Origin of the sequence: Pusillimonas caeni (assembly GCF_003545815.1) — a bacterium.
GTDB classification, from domain to species: Bacteria; Pseudomonadota; Gammaproteobacteria; order Burkholderiales; family Burkholderiaceae_B; genus Pusillimonas; species Pusillimonas caeni.
Map to the genome: position 1 here is coordinate 14,191 of NZ_PDUW01000014.1, position 24,173 is coordinate 38,363.

General features: G+C 63.2%; 23 protein-coding genes. 4 read left to right on the forward strand and 19 right to left on the reverse strand.

The features are described 5' to 3' along the window. Positions 1-38: 38 nt before the first annotated feature. The 10 genes from CSC67_RS20310 to CSC67_RS20355 are packed head-to-tail and all read right to left on the reverse strand — an operon-like array spanning position 39 to position 8,401. Positions 39-485, reverse strand: coding sequence for a GlcG/HbpS family heme-binding protein (locus tag CSC67_RS20310; RefSeq protein ID WP_118996290.1), 447 nt, complete (start codon positions 483-485; stop codon positions 39-41). A 27-nt stretch (positions 486-512) separates the two neighbouring features. Then, positions 513-980: an aromatic-ring-hydroxylating dioxygenase subunit beta gene (locus tag CSC67_RS20315; protein WP_118996291.1), complete on the reverse strand. Its 468-nt coding sequence runs from the start codon at positions 978-980 to the stop codon at positions 513-515. Continuing rightward, positions 977-2,257 carry an aromatic ring-hydroxylating oxygenase subunit alpha gene (locus tag CSC67_RS20320; protein WP_118996292.1) on the reverse strand — a complete coding sequence of 427 codons (1,281 nt, stop codon included), beginning with the start codon at positions 2,255-2,257 and terminating at the stop codon, positions 977-979. The genes CSC67_RS20315 and CSC67_RS20320 overlap by 4 nt, the downstream gene beginning before the upstream one ends. Before the next feature lie 28 nt (positions 2,258-2,285). Further along, positions 2,286-2,687, reverse strand: a complete 402-nt coding sequence (locus CSC67_RS20325; RefSeq protein ID WP_118996293.1) for a RidA family protein — start codon at positions 2,685-2,687, stop codon at positions 2,286-2,288. Positions 2,688-2,699: 12 nt separating this feature from the next. Further along, positions 2,700-3,812 carry a cupin domain-containing protein gene (locus tag CSC67_RS20330; protein ID WP_167752983.1) on the reverse strand — a complete coding sequence of 371 codons (1,113 nt, stop codon included), beginning with the start codon at positions 3,810-3,812 and terminating at the stop codon, positions 2,700-2,702. Between the two features lie 40 nt (positions 3,813-3,852). Beyond that, entirely contained in the window at positions 3,853-4,566 is a 714-nt protein-coding gene (locus tag CSC67_RS20335) for an ABC transporter ATP-binding protein (RefSeq protein ID WP_118996295.1), read from the reverse strand. Further along, positions 4,566-5,327, reverse strand: a complete 762-nt coding sequence (locus tag CSC67_RS20340; protein ID WP_118996296.1) for an ABC transporter ATP-binding protein — start codon at positions 5,325-5,327, stop codon at positions 4,566-4,568. Before CSC67_RS20340 ends, CSC67_RS20335 begins: the two co-directional genes overlap by 1 nt. Then, a complete protein-coding gene (locus CSC67_RS20345) occupies positions 5,324-6,313 on the reverse strand; it encodes a branched-chain amino acid ABC transporter permease (RefSeq protein WP_118996297.1) in 990 nt (329 codons plus the stop codon). The genes CSC67_RS20340 and CSC67_RS20345 overlap by 4 nt, the downstream gene beginning before the upstream one ends. Beyond that, positions 6,306-7,226 carry a branched-chain amino acid ABC transporter permease gene (locus CSC67_RS20350; protein WP_118996298.1) on the reverse strand — a complete coding sequence of 307 codons (921 nt, stop codon included), beginning with the start codon at positions 7,224-7,226 and terminating at the stop codon, positions 6,306-6,308. Before CSC67_RS20350 ends, CSC67_RS20345 begins: the two co-directional genes overlap by 8 nt. 2 nt (positions 7,227-7,228) lie before the next feature. Next, a complete protein-coding gene (locus CSC67_RS20355) occupies positions 7,229-8,401 on the reverse strand; it encodes an ABC transporter substrate-binding protein (protein ID WP_118996299.1) in 1,173 nt (390 codons plus the stop codon). A 279-nt stretch (positions 8,402-8,680) separates the two neighbouring features. Here CSC67_RS20355 and CSC67_RS20360 point away from each other — a divergent pair, with 279 nt between their 5' ends. Beyond that, positions 8,681-9,217 (forward strand): MarR family winged helix-turn-helix transcriptional regulator, encoded by a 537-nt coding sequence (locus tag CSC67_RS20360; protein WP_135227484.1) that lies wholly within the window; start codon positions 8,681-8,683, stop codon positions 9,215-9,217. A 23-nt stretch (positions 9,218-9,240) separates the two neighbouring features. Here CSC67_RS20360 and CSC67_RS20365 read toward each other — a convergent pair whose 3' ends face one another. Further along, entirely contained in the window at positions 9,241-10,167 is a 927-nt protein-coding gene (locus CSC67_RS20365; protein ID WP_118996301.1) for a LysR family transcriptional regulator, read from the reverse strand. A gap of 187 nt (positions 10,168-10,354) precedes the next feature. On the opposite strand from CSC67_RS20365, the gene CSC67_RS20370 reads away from it, so the two are divergent. Beyond that, positions 10,355-11,983 (forward strand): FAD-dependent monooxygenase, encoded by a 1,629-nt coding sequence (locus CSC67_RS20370; protein ID WP_118996302.1) that lies wholly within the window; start codon positions 10,355-10,357, stop codon positions 11,981-11,983. Positions 11,984-12,108: 125 nt separating this feature from the next. Continuing rightward, positions 12,109-13,278, forward strand: a complete 1,170-nt coding sequence (locus CSC67_RS20375; RefSeq protein WP_118996303.1) for an ABC transporter substrate-binding protein — start codon at positions 12,109-12,111, stop codon at positions 13,276-13,278. A 66-nt stretch (positions 13,279-13,344) separates the two neighbouring features. Here CSC67_RS20375 and CSC67_RS20380 read toward each other — a convergent pair whose 3' ends face one another. After that, complete coding sequence (locus CSC67_RS20380) at positions 13,345-14,232, reverse strand: helix-turn-helix domain-containing protein (protein WP_118996304.1); 888 nt, start codon at positions 14,230-14,232, stop codon at positions 13,345-13,347. Positions 14,233-14,393: 161 nt separating this feature from the next. Between CSC67_RS20380 and pobA the strand changes: the two genes are divergently transcribed. Continuing rightward, positions 14,394-15,575 carry a 4-hydroxybenzoate 3-monooxygenase gene (gene pobA, locus CSC67_RS20385; RefSeq protein ID WP_118996305.1) on the forward strand — a complete coding sequence of 394 codons (1,182 nt, stop codon included), beginning with the start codon at positions 14,394-14,396 and terminating at the stop codon, positions 15,573-15,575. Positions 15,576-15,616: 41 nt separating this feature from the next. On the opposite strand, the gene CSC67_RS20390 is transcribed toward pobA, so the two are convergent. From CSC67_RS20390 to CSC67_RS20420, 7 genes are all read right to left on the reverse strand, one after another. Beyond that, the gene (locus CSC67_RS20390; RefSeq protein ID WP_118996306.1) at positions 15,617-16,765 is read right to left on the reverse strand and encodes a magnesium transporter CorA family protein; all 1,149 of its coding nucleotides are present in this window, start codon (positions 16,763-16,765) and stop codon (positions 15,617-15,619) included. 30 nt (positions 16,766-16,795) lie between these two features. Then, a complete protein-coding gene (locus tag CSC67_RS20395; protein ID WP_118996307.1) occupies positions 16,796-17,779 on the reverse strand; it encodes a diaminopimelate dehydrogenase in 984 nt (327 codons plus the stop codon). Positions 17,780-17,882: 103 nt separating this feature from the next. Beyond that, positions 17,883-19,316 carry an NAD(P)(+) transhydrogenase (Re/Si-specific) subunit beta gene (locus CSC67_RS20400; RefSeq protein ID WP_118996308.1) on the reverse strand — a complete coding sequence of 478 codons (1,434 nt, stop codon included), beginning with the start codon at positions 19,314-19,316 and terminating at the stop codon, positions 17,883-17,885. Continuing rightward, positions 19,313-19,627, reverse strand: a complete 315-nt coding sequence (locus tag CSC67_RS20405; RefSeq protein WP_118996309.1) for an NAD(P) transhydrogenase subunit alpha part 2 — start codon at positions 19,625-19,627, stop codon at positions 19,313-19,315. The genes CSC67_RS20400 and CSC67_RS20405 overlap by 4 nt, the downstream gene beginning before the upstream one ends. Next, positions 19,627-20,745, reverse strand: a complete 1,119-nt coding sequence (locus tag CSC67_RS20410; RefSeq protein WP_118996310.1) for a Re/Si-specific NAD(P)(+) transhydrogenase subunit alpha — start codon at positions 20,743-20,745, stop codon at positions 19,627-19,629. The genes CSC67_RS20405 and CSC67_RS20410 overlap by 1 nt, the downstream gene beginning before the upstream one ends. An 8-nt stretch (positions 20,746-20,753) precedes the next feature. Then, complete coding sequence (locus CSC67_RS20415; protein ID WP_118996311.1) at positions 20,754-22,733, reverse strand: acetyl-CoA carboxylase biotin carboxylase subunit; 1,980 nt, start codon at positions 22,731-22,733, stop codon at positions 20,754-20,756. Positions 22,734-22,747: 14 nt separating this feature from the next. Beyond that, the gene (locus CSC67_RS20420; protein ID WP_118996312.1) at positions 22,748-24,172 is read right to left on the reverse strand and encodes a carboxyl transferase domain-containing protein; all 1,425 of its coding nucleotides are present in this window, start codon (positions 24,170-24,172) and stop codon (positions 22,748-22,750) included. Position 24,173 lies beyond the last annotated feature (1 nt).

The following is a 24,173-nucleotide window of genomic DNA, read 5'->3' on the forward strand; positions in this document are numbered from 1 at the left end:
ATTATGAAATACAGGCAGTCGTTCAGACGGCCGCCGCGTCAGACCTGTGTCCTGACCCACTCGACCAGCTGATCGGCGATCTCCTGGTCGATCGTGGCCGGAAAGCAGCCGCTGATGCCGATGGCGCCCACGGCGACCCCGCCGTGGTTCTCGCCCGCCTCGGCTTCCAGCTTGATGGCGGCGCCGCCTTCGGCGAGCATCCAGTCGTTGCGGGCGTTGAGCGAGGTCAGCATCGTGCCGTACAAGGGGCGCTCTTTCTGCAGGCGGGCGTACATGGCGCCCGTGCTGGTCTTGAAAGCGCTGGCCAGGCGCGCTTTGCCCAGAGCGAATTCCGGGGTCTGCCAGCTGGCGTCGGCGTGGCGCAGCACGCTGACTGTGCGCCCCGCGTCGTCGACCAGGGCGCACGACACATTGAAGCCCCGCTTCAAGCCCTCTTCTATCGCGCGTGCCGTGATCGAGGCAACCAATTCGTGATTCAACTTCATAGCTAGTCTCCTGATGAAATGCCGGCCCTACAAAGGCGTGGCAATAAGAGTGGGCACGCAGAACGTGTCGACCACCACCAATTTTTCCTTGATGCGCATGGCGCCGTCCCGGACCACTACACGGTCTCTGTAAACCCCCGAACTGAATACTTTGCTGGCGCCATGCTGGTCGGTTTGAATCACGACATAATTGGCTTCGAAAGCGACTTCCTCGTCACTGACCTGCATGTACTTGGGAACGCTGATCACGTGTCGGTCGTAGTGCAGGTTGTATTCATTCGCCACGCGCAGGGCGAGGACCCGGTCGCGCAGCATGGCCCGGTTCCGGCAACACATCAGCGCAAGGGGATAGCCGCGGTCGACGTTGTCGCGCGGCAGTATTTCGTAGCGCGCGTCTTCGGTAAACAGCTCTGTCCACGCTTCAAGCTTGTCGTTGTCCAGCCGCCAGGCATAGTCGGCCAGCAGATCCTCGACCCGTTCTCGATACTGTGTCATCGCTCTGCCCCCGTAGGCTCCAGCCCCATCAACCTCGCGTATCTCGACCAGAAGCCGCGGATCGGTATCTCGTTCACCTTGTTGTCGCAATCCGTCAGAATCGCCCCGCGCCCTCCCATCTCCACCACCGCGCACGCTTCACGCTCATTGCGGAAAGCCGTTTGCATGTTCTCGATGACCTCGGCGTCCTCCATCGATACAAAACCGGCCGGCCCGATGAAGTTGGCCTGGAACTTGCGCAGCTCGGCCAGGTCCTCGGTGTCGTCTTCGTAGCCGAAGACCGTCCACACCACTTCGAACATGTCCGGGCCGCGGGGAATCATCTGCCTCGTATTGAGGCAATTGTTCATCTGCTGATAGTGGGCATTGGGGAACAGGCAGGCCAGGTACAGGCGCATGTCGTCGTCGTACTGCTTGTGGAAACTCAAGAACCACGTGTCTTCGAGATTGACGCGCTCGGCCTTTACGCCCTCGGACGCATAGACTTGCGACGAGGCTTCGTTGACCAGCGTATCGGCCGCCGCGGGATCGGGCCGGTTGAACACGAAGCTGTGCCCTTTCGATTCGTCGAGCCGCGTGCCTCCGGGATTCGTGACCCGATCGAGCCCGAAAGTGACGAAGAACGAGTGCAGCAGGCTGGCGTGGTAGGTATCGCGCAGGTTCTCCTGGTATAGCTTCCAGTTGCCCTTGATGATCTGCTTCTGAAAGCCAAGCACCTTGATGGGCTTGCACATGATGCGCGCAATCTGCTCACGGTTCAGCGGCCCCAGATAATCGTGCAGCGACTGCATCTCGTGATCGAAGGTGACGAACATCATGCCCTTGAACGATTCGATGCGCAGGCGCTGCAGGCCATGCTCCTTCTGGTCGAACGTCGCATCCAGGCCCCCCTTTCCATTGACGCCGCGCTTGAACGGGATGCCGATCAGGTCGCCTTCCAGTGAATAGCACCAGCGATGGTAGATGCAGGTATGGGTCCGTTCGTTGCCGTGGGTTTCACGGCGGACCATGGCTCCCCGGTGGCCGCAGCGGTTCACCAATGCGATCAGCTCGCCCTCCTTGCCCCTGCTGACAATGATGGGGGTTTCGCCGACATAGGTCGTCTTGAAGTCTCCCCAATCGGGGATTTCGACGTCAAGGCCGACATAGTTCCACGTCGATCCGCGAAAGATCTTCTCGAGCTCCTGCTGGTATAGCTCCTCGTCGGTGAACAGCCAGTATGGAATCCGGGCATAGTCCTTGGCAGGCCAGACATCATCGCCTGTTTTAGCTAGCATTTACCACTCTCCTCAAAACGATTGCTCGTCAGATAACAGCCATCGCCTCGACTTCGATGAGCATGTTGTTCAACAGCCTAGGCACCTCGATCATGGTCGAGGCGGGAGGCTTGTCGGTGCCGAAATACTCGGCCCGCACCTTCCGCACCCCCTTCGGATGCGCAGCGAGATCGGTGACATAGGTGGTCATGCGGATCACGTTGGAAAGGTCGGCTCCCGCCGCGGCAAGCGAGCGCTTCAGGTTTTCGTAGCAGGCGCGGGTCTGGGCTTCGATGTCGCCCTCGCCGATGAGCTTGTTGTCCTCGTCCAGGGGCAGCTGCCCCGAAACGACGACGAGCTTTTGGATCCCTGTAGCGGCCACTACCTGGGTGTAGCCCCGGGTGCCCAGCGAGTCGTATGTGTCCTGCGGAGTGATGTGTTCGATTTGCATGGCCTTCTCCGCTTAGCGGGCCACAATGGCGCCGTCGGCCAGGCGCCGGTAGCGCCTGAGGAACCCCAGCTTCTTCAAGGTCGGCTCGTCGCTGACCGCGTACAGCATCAGGTCATTGCCCGGGTCGGTATTGACGTGCCTGTACCACGTGCCGCTGGGCACCACGAACACGTCGTTTTCCTCCCACTCGAGGGTCTTCCCGTCGTCGAGCTCGGTACGGCCCCGGCCCTGGATGACGCAGTACACCGTGCTGGAGCTCTTGCGCTGGAAGTCGGGCTGAAAGCCCGCTTCGAACAGGTGGACGCCGAACGACATGGTCGGCACTACCGAGGCGCCGGTGGTCGGGTCGATATACTCGACCGAGATGCCATCGCACGGATCGGCTTCGAACTCGCGCAGTTTATTCAGCGCCTTGACGGTGTCGGCCCAGCGATACACGAACATGGGCGACCCGGCGCTTTCGCCGCGCTGATGGTCGATGAAGGTGGGCTTGATGCCGCCGATCGCGTAGAGCTTGACCGAGTAGTCGTCGGCTTTGCTGATGGTCTGGGTTTTCTTCTGCAGCGCCGTCTCGCCCGGCTTGGCTTCGAAGTAGTCATACTCCATGACCCAGCGGTTGTTGAGGTTCTCGGCAAGCGGCAGATCGAGAATGTCGACCCAGATCACGGGCTCTTTGCCGTCATTGCCGTGGTTGTGCCAGGTGCCGTTGGGCGTCAGTATCAGGTCGCCGCGCGACATCATGCATTTCTCGCCTTCGACCGCGGTCCAGCCGCCATCGCCGTGCAATACGAAACGGCTCGCGCTGGGCGGGTGCCGGTGCACCTCGGCCGATTCGCCCGGGTTGTACCAGGAACACCCGCCGTAGATGGTGGTGGTCATCCAGGCCTTGGGAGCCAGGGCCGGATTGGAAAACAGCAAGGCGCGCCGATAGGCCTCTTCCATCGGCACGATGTCCGAGGCCTTGGCCAACAGCGGCTGCATATCCTTCCAGTGCCATACAAAAGGCACCGCCGTGGTGCGATGGGCGGGATCTTCGATAATTTCGCGCTCGACCCAGTATTCGGCCAGGCCCAGCTGCCTTGAACTGCTCGTCAGGTTCTCACGCTCGTGTTCGACATTCAGCATCTTTGCTGCTCCTATTTGATTTTCAGGTCCGCTTGCGGACTCAGACTCCGACATAACGCTCGAGCAACTCCGGCCGAGCTCTCAGACTGGCGGACGATCCCGACCAGACAACTTGTCCCTTCTCTACGATGTGATGGCAATCGGCAAGGCGCAACAGCGGGCCGATGTTCTTGTCGATCACGATGACGGTCTGCCCCATGCGCTTGAGCTCTGCCAGGCATTCCCAGATTTCCTTTCTGATCAACGGCGCCAGGCCCTCGGTCGCCTCGTCCAGAATGAGCAGCCTCGGGTTGGTCATCAACGCGCGTCCTATGGCCAGCATCTGCTGCTCGCCTCCGGACAGATTGCTGCCCAGGTTCTTGTCGCGCCGCGCCAGCGAAGGAAAGAGCTGGTAGATGCGCTCCAGTGTCCAGTCACCGCCGGAGCGGCCTGCGCTGCGCGCCGTAGCTACCAGGTTCTCGTGGACCGTCAGATTGGTGAATATCTGACGTCCCTCCGGAACCAGCCCCAGACCGAAGCGGGCCACGCGATAAGGAGGCAGCTTCTCGAGAGGCCGGCCTTCGAACAGAACCTGGCCGCGCGCCGGACTGAGCAGGCCCATGACGCTCTTGACCGTCGTGGTCTTGCCCATGCCGTTGCGGCCTATCAGGGTGCAGAACTCGCCCTCCTGCACCGAGAACGACATGCCGAAAAGGGCCTGGCTTTTGTCGTAGAAGGATTCGATGCCCTTCACCTCCAACAAGGACCGCGCCATCACACTTCCTCCTGGTCGCCTAGATAGGCCTCTTTGACGAGCTCGTTCTCGCGGATTTCTTCGGGTGTGCCGGTGACCAGGACGCGCCCGTACACCAGCACGGAGATCCGGTCGGCCAGGGAAAAGACCGCATCCATGTCGTGTTCCACCAGGACGATGGCATAGTGTTTTTTTATTTCCTTGAGCAGCCTGATCATGTCGACCGACTCGGCCTGGCTCATGCCGGCCATGGGCTCGTCGAGCAGCAGCACCGTCGGGCGGGTGGCCAGGGTCATGGCCAGCTCCAGTTGCCGGTGTTCGCCGTGGGCAAGAATGGACACGACGGTGTTTTCTCGAGCGCCCAGGCCGCACAGGCGCAGGTGGTGCCTGGCCGCCTCGAGCAGCTTTTCATCGTCGAATACGCTGGACAGGAATGAAAAGCTGCTGGCTTCGGTGGCCTGTACCGCGAGCAAGACGTTCTCGAGCGCGGTCATGTCGCGAAAGACCTGGCTTATTTGATAAGAACGGCCGACACCGGCCTGGGCCCGCTCGGGAACCGGCTTGTGCGTGATGTCGACATCGCCGAACACAATGCTGCCCTCGTCCGGCCGCAGTTCGCCGGCCAGCTGGGACAGAAAGGTGGTTTTGCCCGCGCCGTTGGGCCCGATGACGGCATGGACCTCTCCGGGCAACAGGTCGAAGTCGATGTGATCCGTGGCCAGCAGCCCGCCGAAGCGCTTGACCAGCCCCCGGACGCTCAATATGGGTTTCACTTCGCTCATGGCGTGCGCCCCCTTTTGCCGACGTAGCCATAAACACCATTGCGAGCCGTCAGTACGACCACAATGACGAACGCGCCCAGCACCGCCAGCCAATGCTCGTTGACGAGTTCTCCGAAAGCGGGAAAGCTTGCGGAGTGGAAATTCGACAGCCACTCTTCGAGCAGCAGAAATACCAGGGCTCCGATGACGGGACCGAACACGGTGAACATGCCGCCGAGAATCACCATGATGATGAGTTCGGCCGACACCATCCACTGCATATACGACGGCGAGGCGTACAGGGTAAGGTTGGCCAGCAGGAAACCGGCTACGACACAGATCTGGGCCGAGATCACATAGGCCGCGAGCTTGTAGCGGAATGTGGGGAATCCCAGAGCCAGCATCCGCCGTTCGTTCGACTTGCTGCCCCGGATCGCCATGCCGAAGCGCGACGTAATGCTGCGGTTGACCCACCACAGCGTTGCCATCAAGCAGGCGAAGATGGCGTAATACAACACGACGGGGTTGGCAAAATCGAGCAGGTACATCTGGCTGCGCGACGAGAGCGCCCTGCCGTCTTCGCCCCCGTACGTGCGCAGCGTGACGGCCAGGAAGTAGCCCATTTGCGCGAACGCCAGCGTGATCATGATGAAGGTCATGCCCTTGAGCCTGACCACCACCGCGCCTATGGCCGTCGCGAACACGCCGCCCACGCCCAAGGCGGCAAGCAGCTGCAGCCAGCCGTTCGTGACGCCATGAAAGTCGAGCATGCCCACGCCATAGGCCCCTATCCCGATGTACAAGGCATGGCCGAGGCTGACCATGCCGCCGAAGCCCAGGATGAGGTTCAGGGCCACCGCGGCCAGCGCATAGATCATGATGCGCGAATACTGCGCCATGTAGAACGCCTGATCGGTCAGTATCGACACGATCGGCACGGCTGCGAACAGCAGGATGACCAATCCGGCGACCCACGTTTTCAATTCACGAATTTCTAATTTAGCCATGCTTCACCGGAAATAGGCCTTGGGGTCTGAACGCCAGCACGATCGCCATCAGGATGTAGATCAACATCGAGGCGATGGCTGGTCCGATGGCTTGTCCTACCGAACGCTCAAATATCTGCAGCAAGCCGATCTGCATGTAGACGCGGGCGGCGGTATCGATCAAACCGACGATCAAAGCACCGTACAAGGCGCCCCGTATCGAACCGATCCCGCCCACCACGATCACGACCAGGGTCAGGATCAGAATCGGTTCGCCCATGCCGGGCTGCACCGAGACCAAGGGAGCGATCAACAGTCCGCCCAGACCGGCCAGGCCCGCGCCCAGCGCAAATACCACCGTATTCAGGAACTTGATGTTGATGCCCAACGCGGACACCATGTTGGCGTTATTGGCTCCGGCGCGAATCAACATCCCAAGGCGAGTACGGCTGATGAGCAGGTAAAGCCCCAGCACCACCACGATGCCGGCCACGATGATGGCGAAGCGATAGGCCGGGTAGTTCTGCCCGAAGATCCTGACGGTGCCGTCGAGCATCTCCGGCACGTTGATGAATACGGGAGACGGCCCCCAGATGTAGCGCACCGCCTCGTTGGCGATAAGCAGCAATCCGAAGGTGCACAGCACCTGATCCAGATGGTCCCGAGCGTAAAGCTGGCGTAGCAGCGTCCTTTCCGCCACGACGCCCAGCAGCATCGTGGCCACGATCGCCGCAATGATCGCTATCGTGAAAGAGCCCGTTTTAGCGGCCACCGTCGCACCGACATACGCTCCCACCATGAATAAAGAGCCATGCGCCAGGTTCAGGAAATTCATGATTCCGAAAACCAGCGTCAAGCCCGCCGACATCAGGAACAGCAAGGCCCCGAGCTGAAAGCTGTTGAGGATTTGCGCAACGAATAAAGACATGTTCATCTTCACTTCATGGGGCATTGAGCGGCGAACTTGTCCTGCGCCTGTACCATGGGCGTCGCGATGCGCCGTACGTTCATGCGTCCCTTGTCGTCTTTGTAGGCTTCGAAGATATGGAAATCCTGAATGGGAAAATGGTTGTTCCCGAACTTGAAATCGCCACGCAGGGACTTGAAGTCGGCCTCTTTGAGCGCGGCGCGGAACGCGTCTTTATCGGAGATGTCTCCCTTCACCTTGCGCAATGCCGAATCGATCAACAACGCGGCGTCGTAGGACTGCGCAGCGTACTGTGAAGGAATCCGCTTGTACTTGGCCTCGAAGGCCTCGACGAAATGCTTGCTCGTGTCGTTGTCGAAATCGGGTCCCCAGAACGAGCCGTTCACCGCTCCTGTGGCGGCCTCGCCCTGCGCCGGCAGATTGATGCCCTCGGTGGTGGCGGTGTTGAGCAACGGGACGGTGCTCAGGCCGGCCTGGTGATACTGCTTCACAAAATTGACGCCCAGCGCGCCCGGATAGAATACGTAGACGGCATCGGGGCTGGCCGCCTGGATCATGGACAGTTCGGCCGAGAAATCCTGCTGCGCAACGGGGGTGTAGACTTCATCGAGCAAGGGCTTGCCGTAAGCATCTTTGAAGCCGGCGACGAAGTCTCTTCCGGCCTGATAGTTGGGTGCCAGCGCGAAGACGTTCTTGTAGCCCTTTTCTGCGGCATATTTGCCGACCACTTCGGACAGCTGGTCGTTCTGCCACGTGCTTGCAAAGAAGTTCGGCACACAGCCCTGGCCGGCAATGGGAGCCGGCCCCGTGTTGGACGCGATCATGAAACCGCCTTTATCATTGATTTTCTTGTAGACGGCCAACGCGATGTGGGTATACGTCAAGCCGGTAAAAAGCTCGACCTTTTCGCGATCCATCAGGCGATCGACGATCTGGCTGGCCACATCCGGCTTGAACTGCGTGTCTTCTTTAAAGATCTGAACGGGCACGTCACCCAGTTTTCCGCCGCGCTCTTCGACCGCCAGCATGAAAGCGTCGTATTGATCTTGCCCCGGCGCGCCGTAGATGCCCGCCATTTCAGCCAGAAAACCGATTTTCAATGGCTGTGTCGTTTGAGCCTGAGCGGTCATTACGCCAAGCGCGCATAGACCCAGCCCAGCCAACGTTGCTTTAATCCTCATGAGACTGCTCCTTTGGTGGTGGATGACAATTTGCAGAGATCCGTTCAGAAAAACCGCGAGAGAAAGCACTACGTACCACGCAACGACCAAGCAACCAGCTTAAAATAAGTGTACAAAGATAGTATGCTTATTTAGAATCCTAGCAACTTAGTTTTTCCGACGTCATTAGAGAAAACCCGAGACCGGGATAGCCCTTACTCGACACAGCGCGCCCTCGCTGATACTCATGGGGCTGCGGGATGTCGTATTTGTTCGTTTATTTTTTAAGAAGACTTTGCCGTGTTGAAACGCTCTAGAAAAACCATAAAGCTTGATAGCATCTTTGATTTTTATGGCAGCCCCGGCTACCTGCTGCGCCGAAGCGGCCAGTTCGTCACGTCGACGTTCGACAACGTGACCAGCGATGCCGGCGTCACGGCCGGACAGATGACCGTCCTGCTGGCCATCTCCCTGGAGCCGGGCTTGCAGCAACTGGAGCTGGCCGCACTGCTGAACTGGGACGAGGCCACGATGGGCGGCATGATCCGGCGGCTGGAGAAGAACGGCTACATCGAACGCCGGAGCAGTACGAGATCGTCGCGCGGGCGCCAGATCTATCTCACCGAAGAGGGACATGCCTTCTACAAAGAGCTGCATCCGAAGATACTTCTGACCCAGCACAAGCTGCTAAGAAACCTGACTCCCGAAGAGGCCTCGATGCTGCTGCGCCTGCTGAGCAAGCTTCTGGACATCACCACTCCGCACTACGACGCCGGCCAGCGCGAGAAGGACCGCAAGGCGTCCGGCAAGGAAATGCGCAGCTCCAGCGTCGGCTAGGTCGGCTGTCGGGGTTCTTCGCTTTACTTTGAGTCCGCGTCGCCGGCGCTTCCGTGGCCGGATACGCATTCGAACACCTTGGCCCGGAACCACCGGTGGCTCGGGTCGTCGTTGAAGCGTGCATGCCAGTGCTGCTTGACGGAGATGTCGGGCACCGGAAGCGGCAGCGGGAAGGTCTCGATTTCGGCCAGGCGCTGAAACAGGTCGGCCAGTTCATCGGGCACGGTGGCGATATAGCCCGTGCCCGCCACGATGGCCGGCACGGCAAGAATGTAGGGGCACTCCAGGGCTATCCTCAAGGTATGCCCGCGCTCTTTCAAGCGTTGCTGAAGCAGCTCGTTCGTAACCGCCGTGGCGTTGGCCAGCACATGCGGCGTGTTCACAAAGGTATCCAGCGTCATCGCCGCCCGGCGGCGCCCTTTGCGCCGGATGCCGATCAGTGCGCGGCGAAACAGGCTTTGCTGGTACAGGCCGGGGCCGAGCCGGCCGAAGTAGCCCCAGGCCACGTCCACGGCGCCGCGCTCCAGCATCGACCCTATCTCGGACGACGACGCGACCTTGGGCTGCACGGTGATGCCCGGCGCCTGCCGTTCGAGCATCTGCATCACCTTGGGCAGGATGACCGTGCCGCCCATGTCGGTCATGCCGACGGTGAATCGCCGTTCGGACTGCCGCGGGTCGAACAGGGGCTCGGCGAGAACATCAGACTGAATCAGGGACAGAGCGCGGGCGGCGCCCCGGGCGACCCGCTCTCCCAAGGGGGTGGGCGCCATGCCCGCTCCCGAACGCACGAAGAGCTGGTCGCCGAAGCGGGCGCGCAGCCGATTCAGGGCGTGGCTGACAGCGGGCTGGGTCAGCTCCAGCCGTCGGGCGGCGCCCGAGACGCTGCCCTCCCTGTACAGGGCGTCGACCAAATACAAGAAGTTCAGATCGTGCATCGGCTCGGACATTTTTTTCTCTCCCCCCGGTTTGCAACAGCAAAACTTGCCGTCCGATTCTCCAACCATGAATCCTGTGCATACATAGAATGTCTTCCATTATATAGACACATAAACCTCCTGCGCCCACACTAGATGCCAAAGAACGGAAGCCGGCGCATGGCCGCGGCGCCGACGGAATGCATAACGTGGAGCGAGCATGAATTTCGATTGCGACGTCATCGTCGCCGGAGGCGGGCCGGTAGGCCTGTTCCTGGCGGCCGAACTGGGCATGCGCGGCCTCTCGGTACGCGTATTCGACGACAAGCCCGGCACCAGCACGCATCCGGCGGCCAATGCCAACAGCGCGCGCACCATGGAGCATTACCGCCGCCTGGGCATCTCGGCCGAGATACGCGCGCTGGGGCTGCCGGCCGACCACCCCACCGACGTGGCCTACTTCACCCGCCTCGGCACGCACGAACTGGCCCGCCTGCGCCAGCCCTCGTCGTCCTTCGCCGTGAACCGCCTGCGCGAGCTGGAACTTCTCTGGCCCACGCCCGAGCTGCCGCACCGCTGCTCCCAGCTTTATATCGAGCCCGTGCTGCGCCGCGCAGCGGAGAGCCACGCCCGCAACCGGGTGCAGTACCTGTCCACCGTGCAGAGCCTGAGCCAAGACGATGAAGGCGTAGAAGCGGAGATCGCGCTGGCGGACGGCGCGACCCAGCGCTGCCGAGCCCGCTACCTGGTCGGCTGCGACGGGCCGCGCAGCACCATACGTTCGCTGATGGGCCTGCACTACGCCGGCACGGCCGGCGAGAAGCGCGGCTTCATGGGCGGGCGGATGGCCGCGGCCTACTTCAGCGCGCCGGCCTTGTACGAGCGCATGAAGGGGGACCGCGCCTGGCAGTACTGGACGCTGAACCCGGTGCAGCGCTCGCTGATCGTATCGGTCGACGGCCGCGGCCGCTTCATCATCAACATTCAGCTGCAGGAAGGCGAGGAACCCGACGACGACGACGTCGGCCGGCGCATCGCCACGGCCGTGGGCGCCGACCTGCCCTTCGAGCTGATCAGCAATTCGGCCTGGACGGCGGGCTTTGCCCTGGTGGCGGAAAAGATGCGAGCCGGCCGTATCTTTCTGGCCGGCGACGCGGCTCATCTCTTCACCCCCACCGGCGGCCTGGGCTACAACACCGGCATCGAAGACGCCGCCAACCTGGCCTGGAAGCTCGAGGCCGCCATCAAGGGCCATGCCGGCACCGGCCTGCTCGACAGCTACGAAGCCGAGCGCCGCCCCGCCGCCTTTCGCAACACCGGCTTTGCGCGCCAGTTCGCCGACAGCATCGGCCATGTACGTATTCCAGCCGACATCGAGGACGAGACGCCTTCGGGCGAAGCGGCACGGCAAGCCCTGGGCGGCTATCTGAACTTCCATGCCTACAAGGAGTTCTCCATCCCCGGCGTGCACCTGGGCACGCGCTACGAAGATTCGCCTATCGTGGCGGCCGAAGCGGGCGGCCCGCCGCCGGACACCGCCAACCTGTATCTGCCCTGCGGCCGGCCCGGCCATCGCGCGCCGCACGTCTGGCTGGAAGACGGCTCTTCGCTCTTCGACCGCTTCGGCCGAGGCTTCACCCTGCTGCGCCTGGGCGCCGCCGCGGCCGGCGCCGCGCCCTCCGTCGGCCCCATGCCGCTGCGCGACCTGCCCCTGGGCAGCGTGCAAGCCCGCGATCTGTACGGCGCCGACTATGCGCTGGTCCGCCCCGACCAGCACATCGCGTGGCGCGGCAATCGCCTTGACGAAGGCTTTGCCGCCGCCCTGACCCGGACACTGGGCCTGGCGTAGACAAAGACCGCAATATCCGCCGGCCCGAATCGGCAATGGGTCTGATGATCACAGGTTCTAGGGCCTGTTAACACTAAAAGGCCCTAGATCAATAGAAGCTTGAACAACCACAAAGTAGACTACCCATGAAACTGCGTCATCTACTGGCGGCCCTGACCCTGGGCGCCATGGCCGGCAATACCGCGATGGCCGCCGAACCCCTGCGCATCGGCCTCGTGCTGCCCATGTCGGGCGTGTTCTCGGGCTACGGCAAGCAGATCGAGCATGGCGTGCGGCTTTACCTGCAGGAGCACGGCGACAGCTTCGAAGGCCGCAAGGTCGAGATTGTGCTGAAGGACGACACCGGCGCCGCGCCCGAGATCAGCCGCCGCCTGGCGCAGGAACTGATCGTGCGCGACAAGGTGGACATTCTGGCCGGTTTCGCCATGACGCCGGGCGCGGTCTCGGCCGCCGCCGTGGCCACCAGCGGCGACAAGCCCATGATCGTCATGAACGCCGGCACCTCGAGCCTGACCACGCGCTCGCCCAACATCGTGCGCACCTCGGCCACCGTGGCGCAGTACACCGTGCCGCTGGGACCGTGGGCGGTGCAGAACGGCATGAAGAAGGCCTTCACCCTGGTGGCCGACTTCGGCCCCGGCTATGACGCCGAAGGCTACTTTCAGAAAAGCTATGCCGCGGCGGGCGGCGAAATCGTGGGCGAAGTGCGCGTGCCGCTGCAAAACCCCGATTTCGCGCCCTTTCTGCAGCGCATCAAGGACGTCAAGCCCGATGTGGTCTTCCTGTTCCTGCCGGCGGGCGAACTGCCCATCGCCTTCCTGAAGGGATTCCAGCAGCGCGGCCTGGCCGACGAAGGCATCCGCGTCATCGCCACCGGCGACCTCACCGACGAAGACAGCATAGACGCCATGGGCGACGCCGCCCTGGGCCTGGTGACGGCTCACCATTACTCCGAAGTGCACGATTCGCCCGAGAACAAGGCCTACACCCAGGCTTATTACAAGGCTTATCCCAACGATCGGCCGAACTTCATGTCGGTGGGCGGCTACGACGGCATGCGCGTCATACACGAAACCCTGAAGAAGACCGGCGGCGATGCTTCCACCGAGAAGTTCATGCAGGCGGTGCGCGGCGTCTCCTTCGTCAGTCCGCGGGGACCCGTCGCCATCGACGCCGAAACGCGCGACATCAACCAGACCATTTACATCCGCAAGGTCGAGCGCCGGGACGGCAAGCTGGTGAATGTGGAATTCGACGACTCGCTGAAGAATTATCGCGACCCGGGCAAGGAATAAGAGGCTTTCAGGGCCTGCGCGGCAGCATGGTCGCGGCGCAGGCGATAAAACCAAGGAATCGCGGGGCTATTCGAGCAGAGTGGCCGCCTGGCGCCGGAATTCCTTGGGCGAAACGCCCACCTCGCGCTTGAAGAAGCGGGTGAAATACGCCGGATCCGAGAACCCCAGCGTGTGCGACACCACGCTGACCGTCATCGAGGTATAGACCAGGTTGCGCTTGGCCGCCAGCACGACGCGCTGGTGGATGAGCTCCAGCGCCGAATGGCCCACGATCTGGCGGCACAGATTGTTGAGATGGGCCGGCGTGATGCCGATGGCCCGGGCATAGCGCTCCACCGGCCACTGCTCGGCATAGTGCTCTTCGATCAATGTGTTGAAGGTGCCGAAATGGCGGCGCCCGCGATCCGCCGCCTGTGACGGCTCGGCGGGCGACCGATTCATCCGGCGGCCCGCCCAGACCAGCAGCGTGGTCAGCATGGCCTCGATCAGCGCATTGCGATGCGGCCTGCTGGCCAGATACTCATCCTGCAAAATATCGAAGGCCACGTCGATCCGCGCACTTTCTTCGGGCCGCACGGTACAGATATGCGGCGTGGGCGGCAGCACCCCCGCATCGTCTATGCCCTGGGCCAGGCGGTTGGCCAGAGGATAGCCGAGCGTCACCACGTGGCCCACGGCATTGGGCGCAAAGCGAAAGCCGTGCACGCACATCTGGGGCACCACCACCAGCTGGCCTGCCTGCATGTCCTGATAGCGGCCGTCCAGGCCCACGCGCGCATCGCCGCCCTTGAGGTAAAGCAATTGCATCAAGCCATGATGCTGGTGCAGCTTGATCTGCCAATCGTGCAATTTGCTTCGGTCGGCAATCAGCTCGCAATGCACCATGTCGGGCGTGGGCCATTGCTCGCGCTCTCCATAAAGCTGGTAAACCGGTACGGACGCCGTGGTAGCCATAAGCCGCTCGGATTTTCGAAAAGTACAATTATTATAGGCAGAAATGCATTCCTTCCCGAGGCGTTTCGGGCCATGATTGCAAGTGATCGACGACTTACAGTCGTTTACGAACTTCACTGTGATAAGCCCGCGGGCCCGCCCCGCCGTCACCAGGAGACGCTATGAAAACCCAAGTCGCCATCATCGGCGCCGGCCCTTCGGGCCTGCTGCTGGGCCAGCTGCTGCACCATCAAGGCATCGACACCGTCATTCTCGAGCGCCGCTCGCCCGAGTACGTGCTGGGCCGCATCCGCGCCGGCGTGCTCGAACAGGGCATGGTCGACCTGCTGCGCGAGGCCAAGGCCAGCGAGCGCATGGACCGCGAAGGCCACGTCCACGAGGGCGTGTCCCTGGCCTTCAACGGCAAGATGCACCGCATCGACTTCAAGAAATACGCCAAGGGCCAGACGGTCATGGTCTATGGCCAGACCGAGGTCACCCAGGACCTGATGGACGCCCGCAAGCGCGAAGGCGGCGTCAGCATCTACGAGGCCGAAGACGTGCAGTTGCACGACTTCTACACCGACAAGCCCCGCGTCACCTTCGTGAAAGACGGCGAAACCATCGAGCTCGAATGCGACTATATCGCCGGCTGCGACGGCTTTCATGGCGTGTCGCGCCAGTCGGTCCCCAAGGACGAGATCCAGACCTTCGAGCGCGTCTACCCCTTCGGCTGGCTGGGCATCCTGTCCGAAACCCCGCCCGTCGACCATGAACTCATCTACGCCAATCACGAGCGCGGCTTTGCCCTGTGCAGCCAGCGCTCCGACGTGCTGAGCCGCTACTACGTGCAGGTATCGCTGGACGACCACATCGACGAATGGTCCGACGAACGCTTCTGGGAAGAGCTCAAGACGCGCATTCCCAAAGAAGCCGCCGACCGCCTGGTGACCGGCCCCTCGATCGAGAAAAGCATTGCGCCCCTGCGCAGCTTCGTGACCGAACCCATGAAGTACGGCAAGCTCTTCCTGGTGGGCGACGCCGCCCACATCGTGCCGCCTACCGGCGCCAAGGGCCTGAACCTGGCCGCCAGCGATGTGTCCACCCTGTACCGCATCCTGGTCAAGGTCTACAAAGAAGACCGCGTCGACCTGCTGGACAAGTACTCCGAGATCGCCCTGCGCCGCATCTGGAAGGCCGAGCGCTTCTCGTGGTGGATGACTTCCATGCTGCACAAGTTCTCGGACGACGGCTTCGGCAAGCGCATCCAGCTGGCCGAGCTGGAGTACTACACCAGTTCGGAAGCCGGACTGACCAACATCGCCGAAAACTATGTCGGCCTGCCGTACGAGCCTATCGAGTAGATACAGGCCCGGCGTCGTGCGGCATGGAGCGCAGCGCTGTCTTACACGTCGTTGGACGACAGGTAGCGCTTGCGCACAAAGTAGCCCAGCAGTCCGACGGCGATAAGCGCCATCACCGCCAGCGACCACCAGAACCCGTTCCTGGTATGCAGCCAGGGAATGAATTCGAAATTCATCCCGAACACGCCCGCGATCAGGTTCAGCGGCAAGAAAACGGCCGTGATGGCGGTAAGGGTTCGCATGACATCGTTCGTGCGATTGTTCTGGATATTGAAGTGGATCTGTATGGCCGTCTCGGCGCTTTGCTCCAGCAGGCGGACATGGTGCGACACGCGTTCGATATGCTCGATGACGTCGCGGCTGCGCACCAGCAATTGATCATGCTGATGCTGGGCCTCGCCGTCGGCGGGCTGGGGCCAGTCTTCGAGCACGTCCATCCAGCGGGTCATGGCGCCTCGCTGGTCTTCGCAGATATCGTATAGATGATGCAGGGCCTGGCGCGACTGCAGCAGCCCGTTCCAATCGTCGAAACGCGCGTTCGTGCGCATGAGCCCCTGCTGCCAACGGTCCAGTTGGCGCGTCAGGGCCTTGCGCAAATCGAGATAGCCGTCGACGATCAGGCTGACGACGCGCAGCATCAATTCGGCCGGGGAATCCGGCAAACGGGCCGTGCTCACCGGCATGCCCGCCGCCCGGCGCTCGGGCTCGTGCGACTTCAACATGTTCAGGCGCGCAATGTAAGCGTGAAGCACGCTGCACCGCGCAGGATGGATGCTGAGCAGCACCTTGTCGAACACCACGAAGCCCACCGGCGCGGTGCGCAGCCTGCGCGCGGCCGCCAGGCCTGTTCTATGCCGATCGTCCTGGCCGGTGCCCCGCGGGGCCTCCGCGGCGCCGGGCGCCTTCGCCTCGTCATCGCCCAGGCGCCGAAACACCAGCATGTCGTAGTTGGACGTATAGTCGAAATGCGAAGGCAGATTCACGTTCAGCAAGTCGGATACATGCAGGTCGAGCAGCATCAGCCCCGTCAGCCGGTGCAGATGCTGCTGCAGCGCATCCAGATGCCGGGGCAGCGAATCCCGCTCCAGCGCCAGCCACAAGAAACCGTCCGAAGGCATCGCCTCGGGCACCTCTTTGAGCTCCTGGACCGACGACGCCGGCCGGATCAAGAAAATGCGCGCACCATCCATACACCCTCCGGTTGGGTCCGGCCCCCCGGCCTATAACAGCTCTTTTCGAAGCTGCGCCGCGCTCTTGGGCGACAGCAGGCCCGGGGGCACGTCGAATACCGACTTGGCGCCGGCCTGGCCCATCTGATTCAGGCGATGGGCGGCGCGTGCATAAGCCACCAGCACGCTGGCGGTGAATTCAGGATTGCTTTGCAGCTTCAGCGAATACTCCACCACCTGCGTATTGCCGGTCCCGGTAGTGCCGCTGCGAATCACGAAGCCGCCATGCGGCATGGCTGCGTGGTCGCGCCGCAGGGTTTCCTCGTCGATGAAATTCACCGTGGTGTCGTAGTCGGCGAAGTAATCGGGCATGGTCACGATGGCCTGCTCCACCGAGGCCGCCTCGGCGCCCTCCTCCAGCACCACATAACATTCGCGCTTGTGCTTTTCGCGTGTGCTCAGTTCGGGCAGTTCGCCGCTGCGCACGCGCTCTACCGCCTCGGGCACGGGCAGCGTGTATTGCACGCCGCCTTTCACGCCCGGCACGCGGCGCACGGCGTCGGAGTGCCCCTGGCTGAGCCCTTTGCCCCAGAAGGTATAAGTCGCCCCGGCGGGCAGCACGGCCTCGCCGAACAGGCGGTTCAGGGAGAACAGGCCCGGATCCCAGCCCACGGAAATAATGGCCGTGTTGCCTGCGGGCTCGGCCGATTGGTTCACCGCCTCGAAGTACTCGGGCACTTTGGCATGGGTGTCGAAGCTGTCGACCGTATTGAACAGGGCGGCCAGCGCCGGCCCCTGCTCGGGCAGGTCGTTCTTGGAGCCGCCGCAAAGAATCAGCACGTCGATCCGGCCCTGGTGGCGGCCGATGTCGTCGATGTGATGCACCGGCGCGCCGCCCAGCAGCTTCAATTGCGAGGGTTCGCGGCGCGTGAACACGCCCACCAGTTCCATGTCGGAAGTCTGCGCCAGCGCCGACTCCACGCCGCGCCCCAGATTGCCGTACCCCGCAATGCCTACCTTGATCTTCGTGCTCAAAACCACCTCTCCTGCCTGGACTTTTAGAAACCGAGGTATTTTAAAGCATGGGTGAAGACCGGGGCCGGGCCCGGACGGGACTCGCCCGCCGCGCTTCGGCGGATCAGGCCGCTTTCAGCATGTCTTCGATGACTTTCTTGGCGTCGCCGAAAACCATCATCGTCTTGTCCATGTAGAACAATTCGTTGTCCAGGCCCGCGTAGCCGGACGCCATGGAGCGCTTGTTCACGATGACGGCGCGCGCCTTGTAGGCCTCGAGGATGGGCATGCCGGCGATCGGCGAGGCCGGATCGTTCTTGGCGGCGGGGTTCACGACATCGTTCGCGCCGAGCACCAGCACCACGTCGGCCTGGCTGAACTCGCCGTTGATCTCGTCCATTTCGAACACCTGCTCGTAGGAGACTTCGGCCTCGGCCAGCAAGACGTTCATATGCCCGGGCATGCGGCCGGCGACAGGGTGGATGGCGTACTTCACGTCCACGCCCTGCTCCGCCAGTTTCTCGGTGAGCTCCTTCAGGGCATGCTGGGCGCGGGCCACGGCCAGACCGTAGCCGGGCACGATGATGACCGACTCGGCGTTGCCCAGCAGAAAGGCCGCATCGTCGGGGCTGCCCGACTTGACGTTGCGCTGCTGGGCGCCGGCGCCCGAGTCGGCGCTGGAAGCGGTATTGCCGAAGCCTCCCAGAATGACGTTGAAGAACGAGCGGTTCATCGCCTTGCACATGATGTACGAGAGAATCGCCCCCGACGAGCCCACCAGGGATCCGGCCACGATCAACATGGGATTGCCCAGCGAAAAACCGATTCCCGCCGCCGCCCAGCCCGAGTAGCTGTTCAGCATGGACACCACCACGGGCATGTCGGCGCCGCCGATGGGGATGATGATGAGCACGCCCAGGATGAAGGCCAGCGCAGTAAGCAGGGCGAACGGCGCCCAGGCCTGCGTCACGGCGAACCATGCGCCCAAGCCGATCATCACCAGCGCCAGCAGCAGGTTCAGGTAATGCTGGCCGGGAAACAGAATGGGCGCGCCCTGGAACAGGCGGAACTTGTAGCGCCCGGACAGCTTTCCAAAAGCGATCACCGAACCGGAGAAGGTGATGGCGCCGATCGCCGAGCCCAGGAACAGCTCGACCCGGTTGCCGACGGGGATGGCGCCCTGCCCGTCCACGATGCCGAAGGCGGTCGGCTCGGCGACGATCGCGATGGCGATGGCCACCGCGGCCAGGCCGATCATGCTGTGCATGAACGCAACCAGCTCGGGCATTTTCGTCATCTCGACGCGCTTGGCCATCAGCGCGCCGATCGAACCGCCTATGAGCAGGCCCAGCAGCACCCAGCCCAGCCCGCTTGCCGCCGTCTCGCCCGCCTGGGACCAGATCAGGGCTGCGGTGGTGGCGATGGCGATGCCCATGCCCGCCATGCCGAAGGTATTGCCCAGGATCGAGGTCGTCGGATGGGACAGGCCCTTGAGCGACTGGATAAAGCATACTGAGGCAATCAAGTACAACAGAACCACCACGTCAAGCGAAATCATGGCTTGCCTCCCTGGGTCTTCTTCTCTTTCTTCTTGAACATTTCGAGCATGCGCCGGGTGACCAGAAAGCCCCCGAACACATTGACGGCGGCCAGCGCCACGGCAAACACCCCCATGCCCTTGGCCAGGGGGTCGACCGTCAGCGCGCTGGCCAGCATGGCGCCGACGATGACGATGGCGGAAATCGCATTGGTCACCGCCATCAGGGGCGTGTGCAATGCGGGCGTGACGTTCCAGACCACGTGATAGCCGACGTATACGGCCAACACGAATATGATCAGGTTCATGATGGTTGGATTGATCGCATCCATTATTTTCCCCACAGAATTTGGCCGCCTTCGCAAACGAGACACGCCTTTACGATTTCATCTTCTTTCTGGATCGCCAGCTTGCCCTCGCCGTCGATGATGAGCTTGAGGAAGTCCTGCAGATTGCGCGCATAGAGCGCGGAGGCGTCCGCGGCGATCATGGACGGCAGGTTGGTCAGGCCCACCAGCGTCACGCCATGCTTCTGGACCACCTCGCCCGCCACCGACAAGGGGCAGTTGCCGCCGCGCTCGACGGCCAGATCGACGATGACCGAACCGGGCTTCATGGAACGGACGGTTTCCTCGCTGATCAAGGCGGGCGCGGGGCGGCCCGGTATGAGCGCCGTCGTGATGACGATGTCGGCCTGCGCGCAGCGTTGCGCCGTGAGCGCCGCCTGGCGGTCCATCCAGCTTTGGGGCATGGGCCGCGCATAGCCGCCCACGCCTTCCGCGATTTCGCGCTCTTCGTCGCTCTCGAAAGGAACGTCGATGAATTTTCCTCCCAGGGATTCCACCTGCTCCTTGGCCGAGGGGCGCACGTCGGAGGCCCACACGACCGCGCCCAGCCGCCGCGCCGTCGCAATGGCCTGCAAGCCGGCCACCCCCGCCCCCAGCACCACCACCTGGGCCGCCTTGAGCGTGCCGGCCGCGGTCATCATCATGGGGAATATGCGGCCGTAGTATTGCGCCGCCAGCAGCACGGCCTTGTAGCCGGCCAGGTTGGCCTGCGACGACAGCACGTCCAGGCTTTGCGCCCTGGTGATGCGGGGCGCCGCTTCGAGGGCGAAGCCGACGGCGCCCGACCGGGCCAGGCTCTGGAGCCGCTCGCCGTCGTGCGGGTCCAGCATGCCCAGCACGACCTGGCCGGGAGAGATCGAGGACATCTCGGCCTCGGACGGTGCCCTGACCTTGAGGATCAGTTCCGAGGCAAAGGCCTCTTGGGCCGTTCCCAGTGTTGCGCCCGCCTCGGCGTAGGCCTCGTCAGTGCAGCTGGCCGCCAGGCCGGCGCCCTTCTGGACCACCACCTGGTGGCCGGCCTTGACATATTTCTTGACTGTCTCGGGGGTGGCGGCGACCCGCGACTCCCCGGGAAAGGTTTCAACAGGAACTCCAATTTGCATAATGGCCCTCAGGCAAAGTCCATGATGATGTCGCCGCCGGCGAGCTTGTCGCCCGGCTTGACTTCGATACGGGTGATGACTGCGTCTTCTTCTGCTTCCAGGCTGACTTCCATCTTCATGGCCTCCAGAACGCACAGCGGGCTGCCCGCCGCGACCTGGTCGCCGACCTTGACGGCCAGCGACACCACCATGGCGGGCATCGGGCAGACGAGACTCTTTTTATCCAGTTCGGCCTGGACTTCGGGCATCAAGGCCAGCAGCTCGCTTTCTTTGGGGCCGAGCACCATGGCCCGCGCGAGCGTGCCGGCGTGGGAAAGCACGAAAGGCTCTTGTCCGATGTCCACGCCGACCACGGCGGTCTCGCCGTCCACCAGGCCCCGCCAGACCGGCTGATCGGTGCGCCAGTCCGACTGGACGATGTGCTCGGCGGCATCGCCGGGGATACGGACCCGCCAAAGGCCGGCACGCCCTCTGATCGACAAGGGATAGTCCTGCGCCCCCAGCCTGACGACGGCCTCGCGATACGTGCCTTCACTCTGCGGCACGGGATGCAGGCATGCGTCCATGACCCCCGCGACCATGGCCATGCGGCGCGCACGGTCGCCCGCGGGCTCGGCCGCAATGTATCCGCCCGGGTACTCTTCGGCGATGAAGCCCGTGGACAGCTTGCCGCTGCGCCAGCGGGGGTGATGCATCAGCGCGGAAAGAAAGGACAGGTTGTGCGCGATGCCCTCGATGGCGAAGGCGTCCAGCGCCTCGCATTGCGCCTCGATGGCCTGCTCGCGTGTGGGCGCATGGGTGATCAGCTTGGCGATCATGGGGTCGTAGTGCAAGGCGATCTCGCCGCCCTCGTAGACGCCCGTGTCGTTCCTTACCGTGATGCCGTCGGGCCGGCTCTCTTCGGCCGGCGGACGGTAGGTGCGCAGGCGGCCCGCGGCGGGCATGAAGTTGTTGGCCGGATCCTCGGCATACACCCGGCTTTCGACCGCCCAGCCCTTGATCCGCACGTCTTCCTGCCTGAGCGCCAGCGGCTCTCCCGCCGCCACGCGTATCATCTGCTCGACCAGGTCCACGCCCGTGATCAGCTCCGTCACCGGATGCTCGACCTGCAAGCGGGTGTTCATCTCGAGAAAATAGAAAGACTTGTCCTGCCCGCATACGAACTCGACGGTGCCGGCCGAGTCGTAATCCACCGCACGGGCCAGCGCCACCGCCTGCTCGCCCATCCGGCGCCGCGTGTCTTCGTCGAGCAGGGACGAAGGCGCCTCTTCCAGCACCTTCTGGTTGCGGCGCTGGATGGAACATTCGCGCTCGGCCAGGTAGATGACATGGCCGTGCTTGTCGCCCAGCACCTGTATTTCGATGTGGCGCGGATTCTCGATGAATTTCTCGATGAACACCCGGTCGTCGCCGAACGAAGCCGCCGCTTCGGAACGCGCGCGCGCAAAGCCCTCGGCGACTTCGCCGATCGAGCGGGCGATGCGCATGCCCTTGCCGCCGCCGCCCGCCGACGCCTTGATCATGACGGGCAGGCCTATGTCGCGCGCCACCTCGGTGGCCTGCTCGGCGTTCTCGATGACGCCAAGATAGCCGGGTATGGTCGACACCTTCGCCATATTGGCGAATTTCTTGGATGCGATCTTGTCGCCCATGACGTCGATCGCCTTGCCGTTGGGCCCGATGAACACAATGCCCGCGGCCGCCAGGGCCTGCGCGAAGGAAGAGCGCTCCGACAAGAAGCCGTAGCCCGGATGCACGGCCTGGGCGCCGGTTCGGCGGCAGGCTTCGATGATCTTGTCTGCCACCAGATACGACTCGATGGCCGCGGCGGGGCCGATATGCACCGCCTCGTCCGCCATCCGGACGTGCAGGGCGCGCCTATCCGCGTCCGAGTAGACGGCCACCGTCGCAATGCCCATGCGGCGCGCGGTATTGATGATCCTGCACGCGATCTCGCCCCGATTTGCAATCAGAATTTTTGAAAACATGGTGCCCCTGTATGTCAAGTTCGCCGGCCCGCGGGCTGGCACAACGAGGCCACCGTTTCACTGAGCCATTGCCTGGTCTGCGCAGGGTCGAGCACCGCATCGACATAGGCGCCGCGCAAGGCGTGGCCGACATCCGGCAGGCTTTGCTCCACCTCGGCGTCCGAGCGCCGCGCCACGCTCCGCACCCCGCGAGCGCCCATCAGCCCGAGGCTGGCGCCGCGCCATGCGGCGATCTTGTCGGGCGCCGTTGCCCGCGACCCCAATGCCACGCCGGCGGCGCCCAGCGCTTTGCCGACGACCACCGTTATTTTTGGAACGGGCGCCCGCACATAGGCGCGGATCAGTTCGGCGACCGCGAGGGCCAATCCCCCGGCCTCCTGCTCTTGTCCCGGAACAAAGCCCGGCACGTCGACGAAAGTGGCGACGGGAACACCCATGGCCCCGCACAGCCGCAGATGCCTCAGCGCCTTGCGGCAGGCCTGGATGTCCAGAGCGCCTGCCAGCTCTTTGTTCTGCGATGCAAGGAGGCCGACGGCACGGCCCCCGACCGGCGCGAAGCCCGCCACCATGCTGCCGCCGAAGCCGCCGCCCAGCTCGAGGAAGGACCGGGTGTCGCTGACTTCGCGCAGCAGCTCGCGCACATCGTAGCTGTCGGCCAGTTCGTCGGGAATCAAGGTATCGAGACCCGGACAATGGGACAAAGAGCCGCTCGCCGGCCACATCCAGCCGGACGACTCCGCGCTGTATTGCAGCAGTCGGCGGATGGAGCGGATGCCCATCACTTCGTTGTCGCACACCAGGTCGGCCATTCCAGTCTGATCCGCATGCACCTTCCAGCCGCCCAGCTCGTCTTCCTGCATGCAGGTGTTCGTGATGCGGTTGGCGATCGCCGCGTCGGTCAGGGTCAGGGACGTTGCCCCGCGCGCCATGACGACGGCGTCGAAGAGGCTTGCCAGCAAGGCCCCCGGCCCCGTGTTGGCGCCAAGAAGCAATGCCAGCTTGGGCGCCGGGCTCGCCGCCGCGCCGCCCGCGCTGTGCGCTATGGCGGACCAGGCCTGCAGGCCGCCTTCCAACCGGGTGGGCGCGCCATCGAAAATGGCCACCAGGGGCAGATGCCTGCGGCAGGCGAAATCGATGGCCAGCTGCATCTGGCGCCAATGCGCGCCGCCCAGGCCCTGCCGAAGGGCCTGGGCATCTTGCGCAATCGCGCAGACGGTCATGCCGTTGACGCGGCCTATCGCGGACAGCAAAGGCCACGATGCGGCGTCAGGCTCTTCTTGAAGATGGGGCCGCCGATCGAATTCCGAACCGGGGTCGAACAAAAGCTCGAAACGCTCCAGTACGCTCAGGCTGCGCTTTGCCGCCGCGCCGTCGCCGGCCGCGGGGCCCAAGACCGCCTCTTCAAGGGCATCCGTCTCTCCACCACTTTTTAGGGTCATG

Excerpts from the sequence above, each read along its gene's own strand:
- CSC67_RS20310 (WP_118996290.1), bottom strand. The coding sequence starts at position 485 with ATGAAGTTGAATCACGAATTGGTTGCCTCGATCACGGCACGCGCGATA.
- CSC67_RS20315 (WP_118996291.1), bottom strand. The coding sequence starts at position 980 with ATGACACAGTATCGAGAACGGGTCGAGGATCTGCTGGCCGACTATGCC.
- CSC67_RS20320 (WP_118996292.1), bottom strand. The coding sequence starts at position 2,257 with ATGCTAGCTAAAACAGGCGATGATGTCTGGCCTGCCAAGGACTATGCC.
- CSC67_RS20325 (WP_118996293.1), bottom strand. The coding sequence starts at position 2,687 with ATGCAAATCGAACACATCACTCCGCAGGACACATACGACTCGCTGGGC.
- CSC67_RS20330 (WP_167752983.1), bottom strand. The coding sequence starts at position 3,812 with ATGCTGAATGTCGAACACGAGCGTGAGAACCTGACGAGCAGTTCAAGG.
- CSC67_RS20335 (WP_118996295.1), bottom strand. The coding sequence starts at position 4,566 with ATGGCGCGGTCCTTGTTGGAGGTGAAGGGCATCGAATCCTTCTACGAC.
- CSC67_RS20340 (WP_118996296.1), bottom strand. The coding sequence starts at position 5,327 with ATGAGCGAAGTGAAACCCATATTGAGCGTCCGGGGGCTGGTCAAGCGC.
- CSC67_RS20345 (WP_118996297.1), bottom strand. The coding sequence starts at position 6,313 with ATGGCTAAATTAGAAATTCGTGAATTGAAAACGTGGGTCGCCGGATTG.
- CSC67_RS20350 (WP_118996298.1), bottom strand. The coding sequence starts at position 7,226 with ATGAACATGTCTTTATTCGTTGCGCAAATCCTCAACAGCTTTCAGCTC.
- CSC67_RS20355 (WP_118996299.1), bottom strand. The coding sequence starts at position 8,401 with ATGAGGATTAAAGCAACGTTGGCTGGGCTGGGTCTATGCGCGCTTGGC.
- CSC67_RS20365 (WP_118996301.1), bottom strand. The coding sequence starts at position 10,167 with ATGTCCGAGCCGATGCACGATCTGAACTTCTTGTATTTGGTCGACGCC.
- CSC67_RS20370 (WP_118996302.1), top strand. The coding sequence starts at position 10,355 with ATGAATTTCGATTGCGACGTCATCGTCGCCGGAGGCGGGCCGGTAGGC.
- CSC67_RS20375 (WP_118996303.1), top strand. The coding sequence starts at position 12,109 with ATGAAACTGCGTCATCTACTGGCGGCCCTGACCCTGGGCGCCATGGCC.
- CSC67_RS20380 (WP_118996304.1), bottom strand. The coding sequence starts at position 14,232 with ATGGCTACCACGGCGTCCGTACCGGTTTACCAGCTTTATGGAGAGCGC.
- pobA (WP_118996305.1), top strand. The coding sequence starts at position 14,394 with ATGAAAACCCAAGTCGCCATCATCGGCGCCGGCCCTTCGGGCCTGCTG.
- CSC67_RS20390 (WP_118996306.1), bottom strand. The coding sequence starts at position 16,765 with ATGGATGGTGCGCGCATTTTCTTGATCCGGCCGGCGTCGTCGGTCCAG.
- CSC67_RS20400 (WP_118996308.1), bottom strand. The coding sequence starts at position 19,316 with ATGATTTCGCTTGACGTGGTGGTTCTGTTGTACTTGATTGCCTCAGTA.
- CSC67_RS20405 (WP_118996309.1), bottom strand. The coding sequence starts at position 19,627 with ATGGATGCGATCAATCCAACCATCATGAACCTGATCATATTCGTGTTG.
- CSC67_RS20410 (WP_118996310.1), bottom strand. The coding sequence starts at position 20,745 with ATGCAAATTGGAGTTCCTGTTGAAACCTTTCCCGGGGAGTCGCGGGTC.
- CSC67_RS20415 (WP_118996311.1), bottom strand. The coding sequence starts at position 22,733 with ATGTTTTCAAAAATTCTGATTGCAAATCGGGGCGAGATCGCGTGCAGG.
- CSC67_RS20420 (WP_118996312.1), bottom strand. The coding sequence starts at position 24,172 with ATGACCCTAAAAAGTGGTGGAGAGACGGATGCCCTTGAAGAGGCGGTC.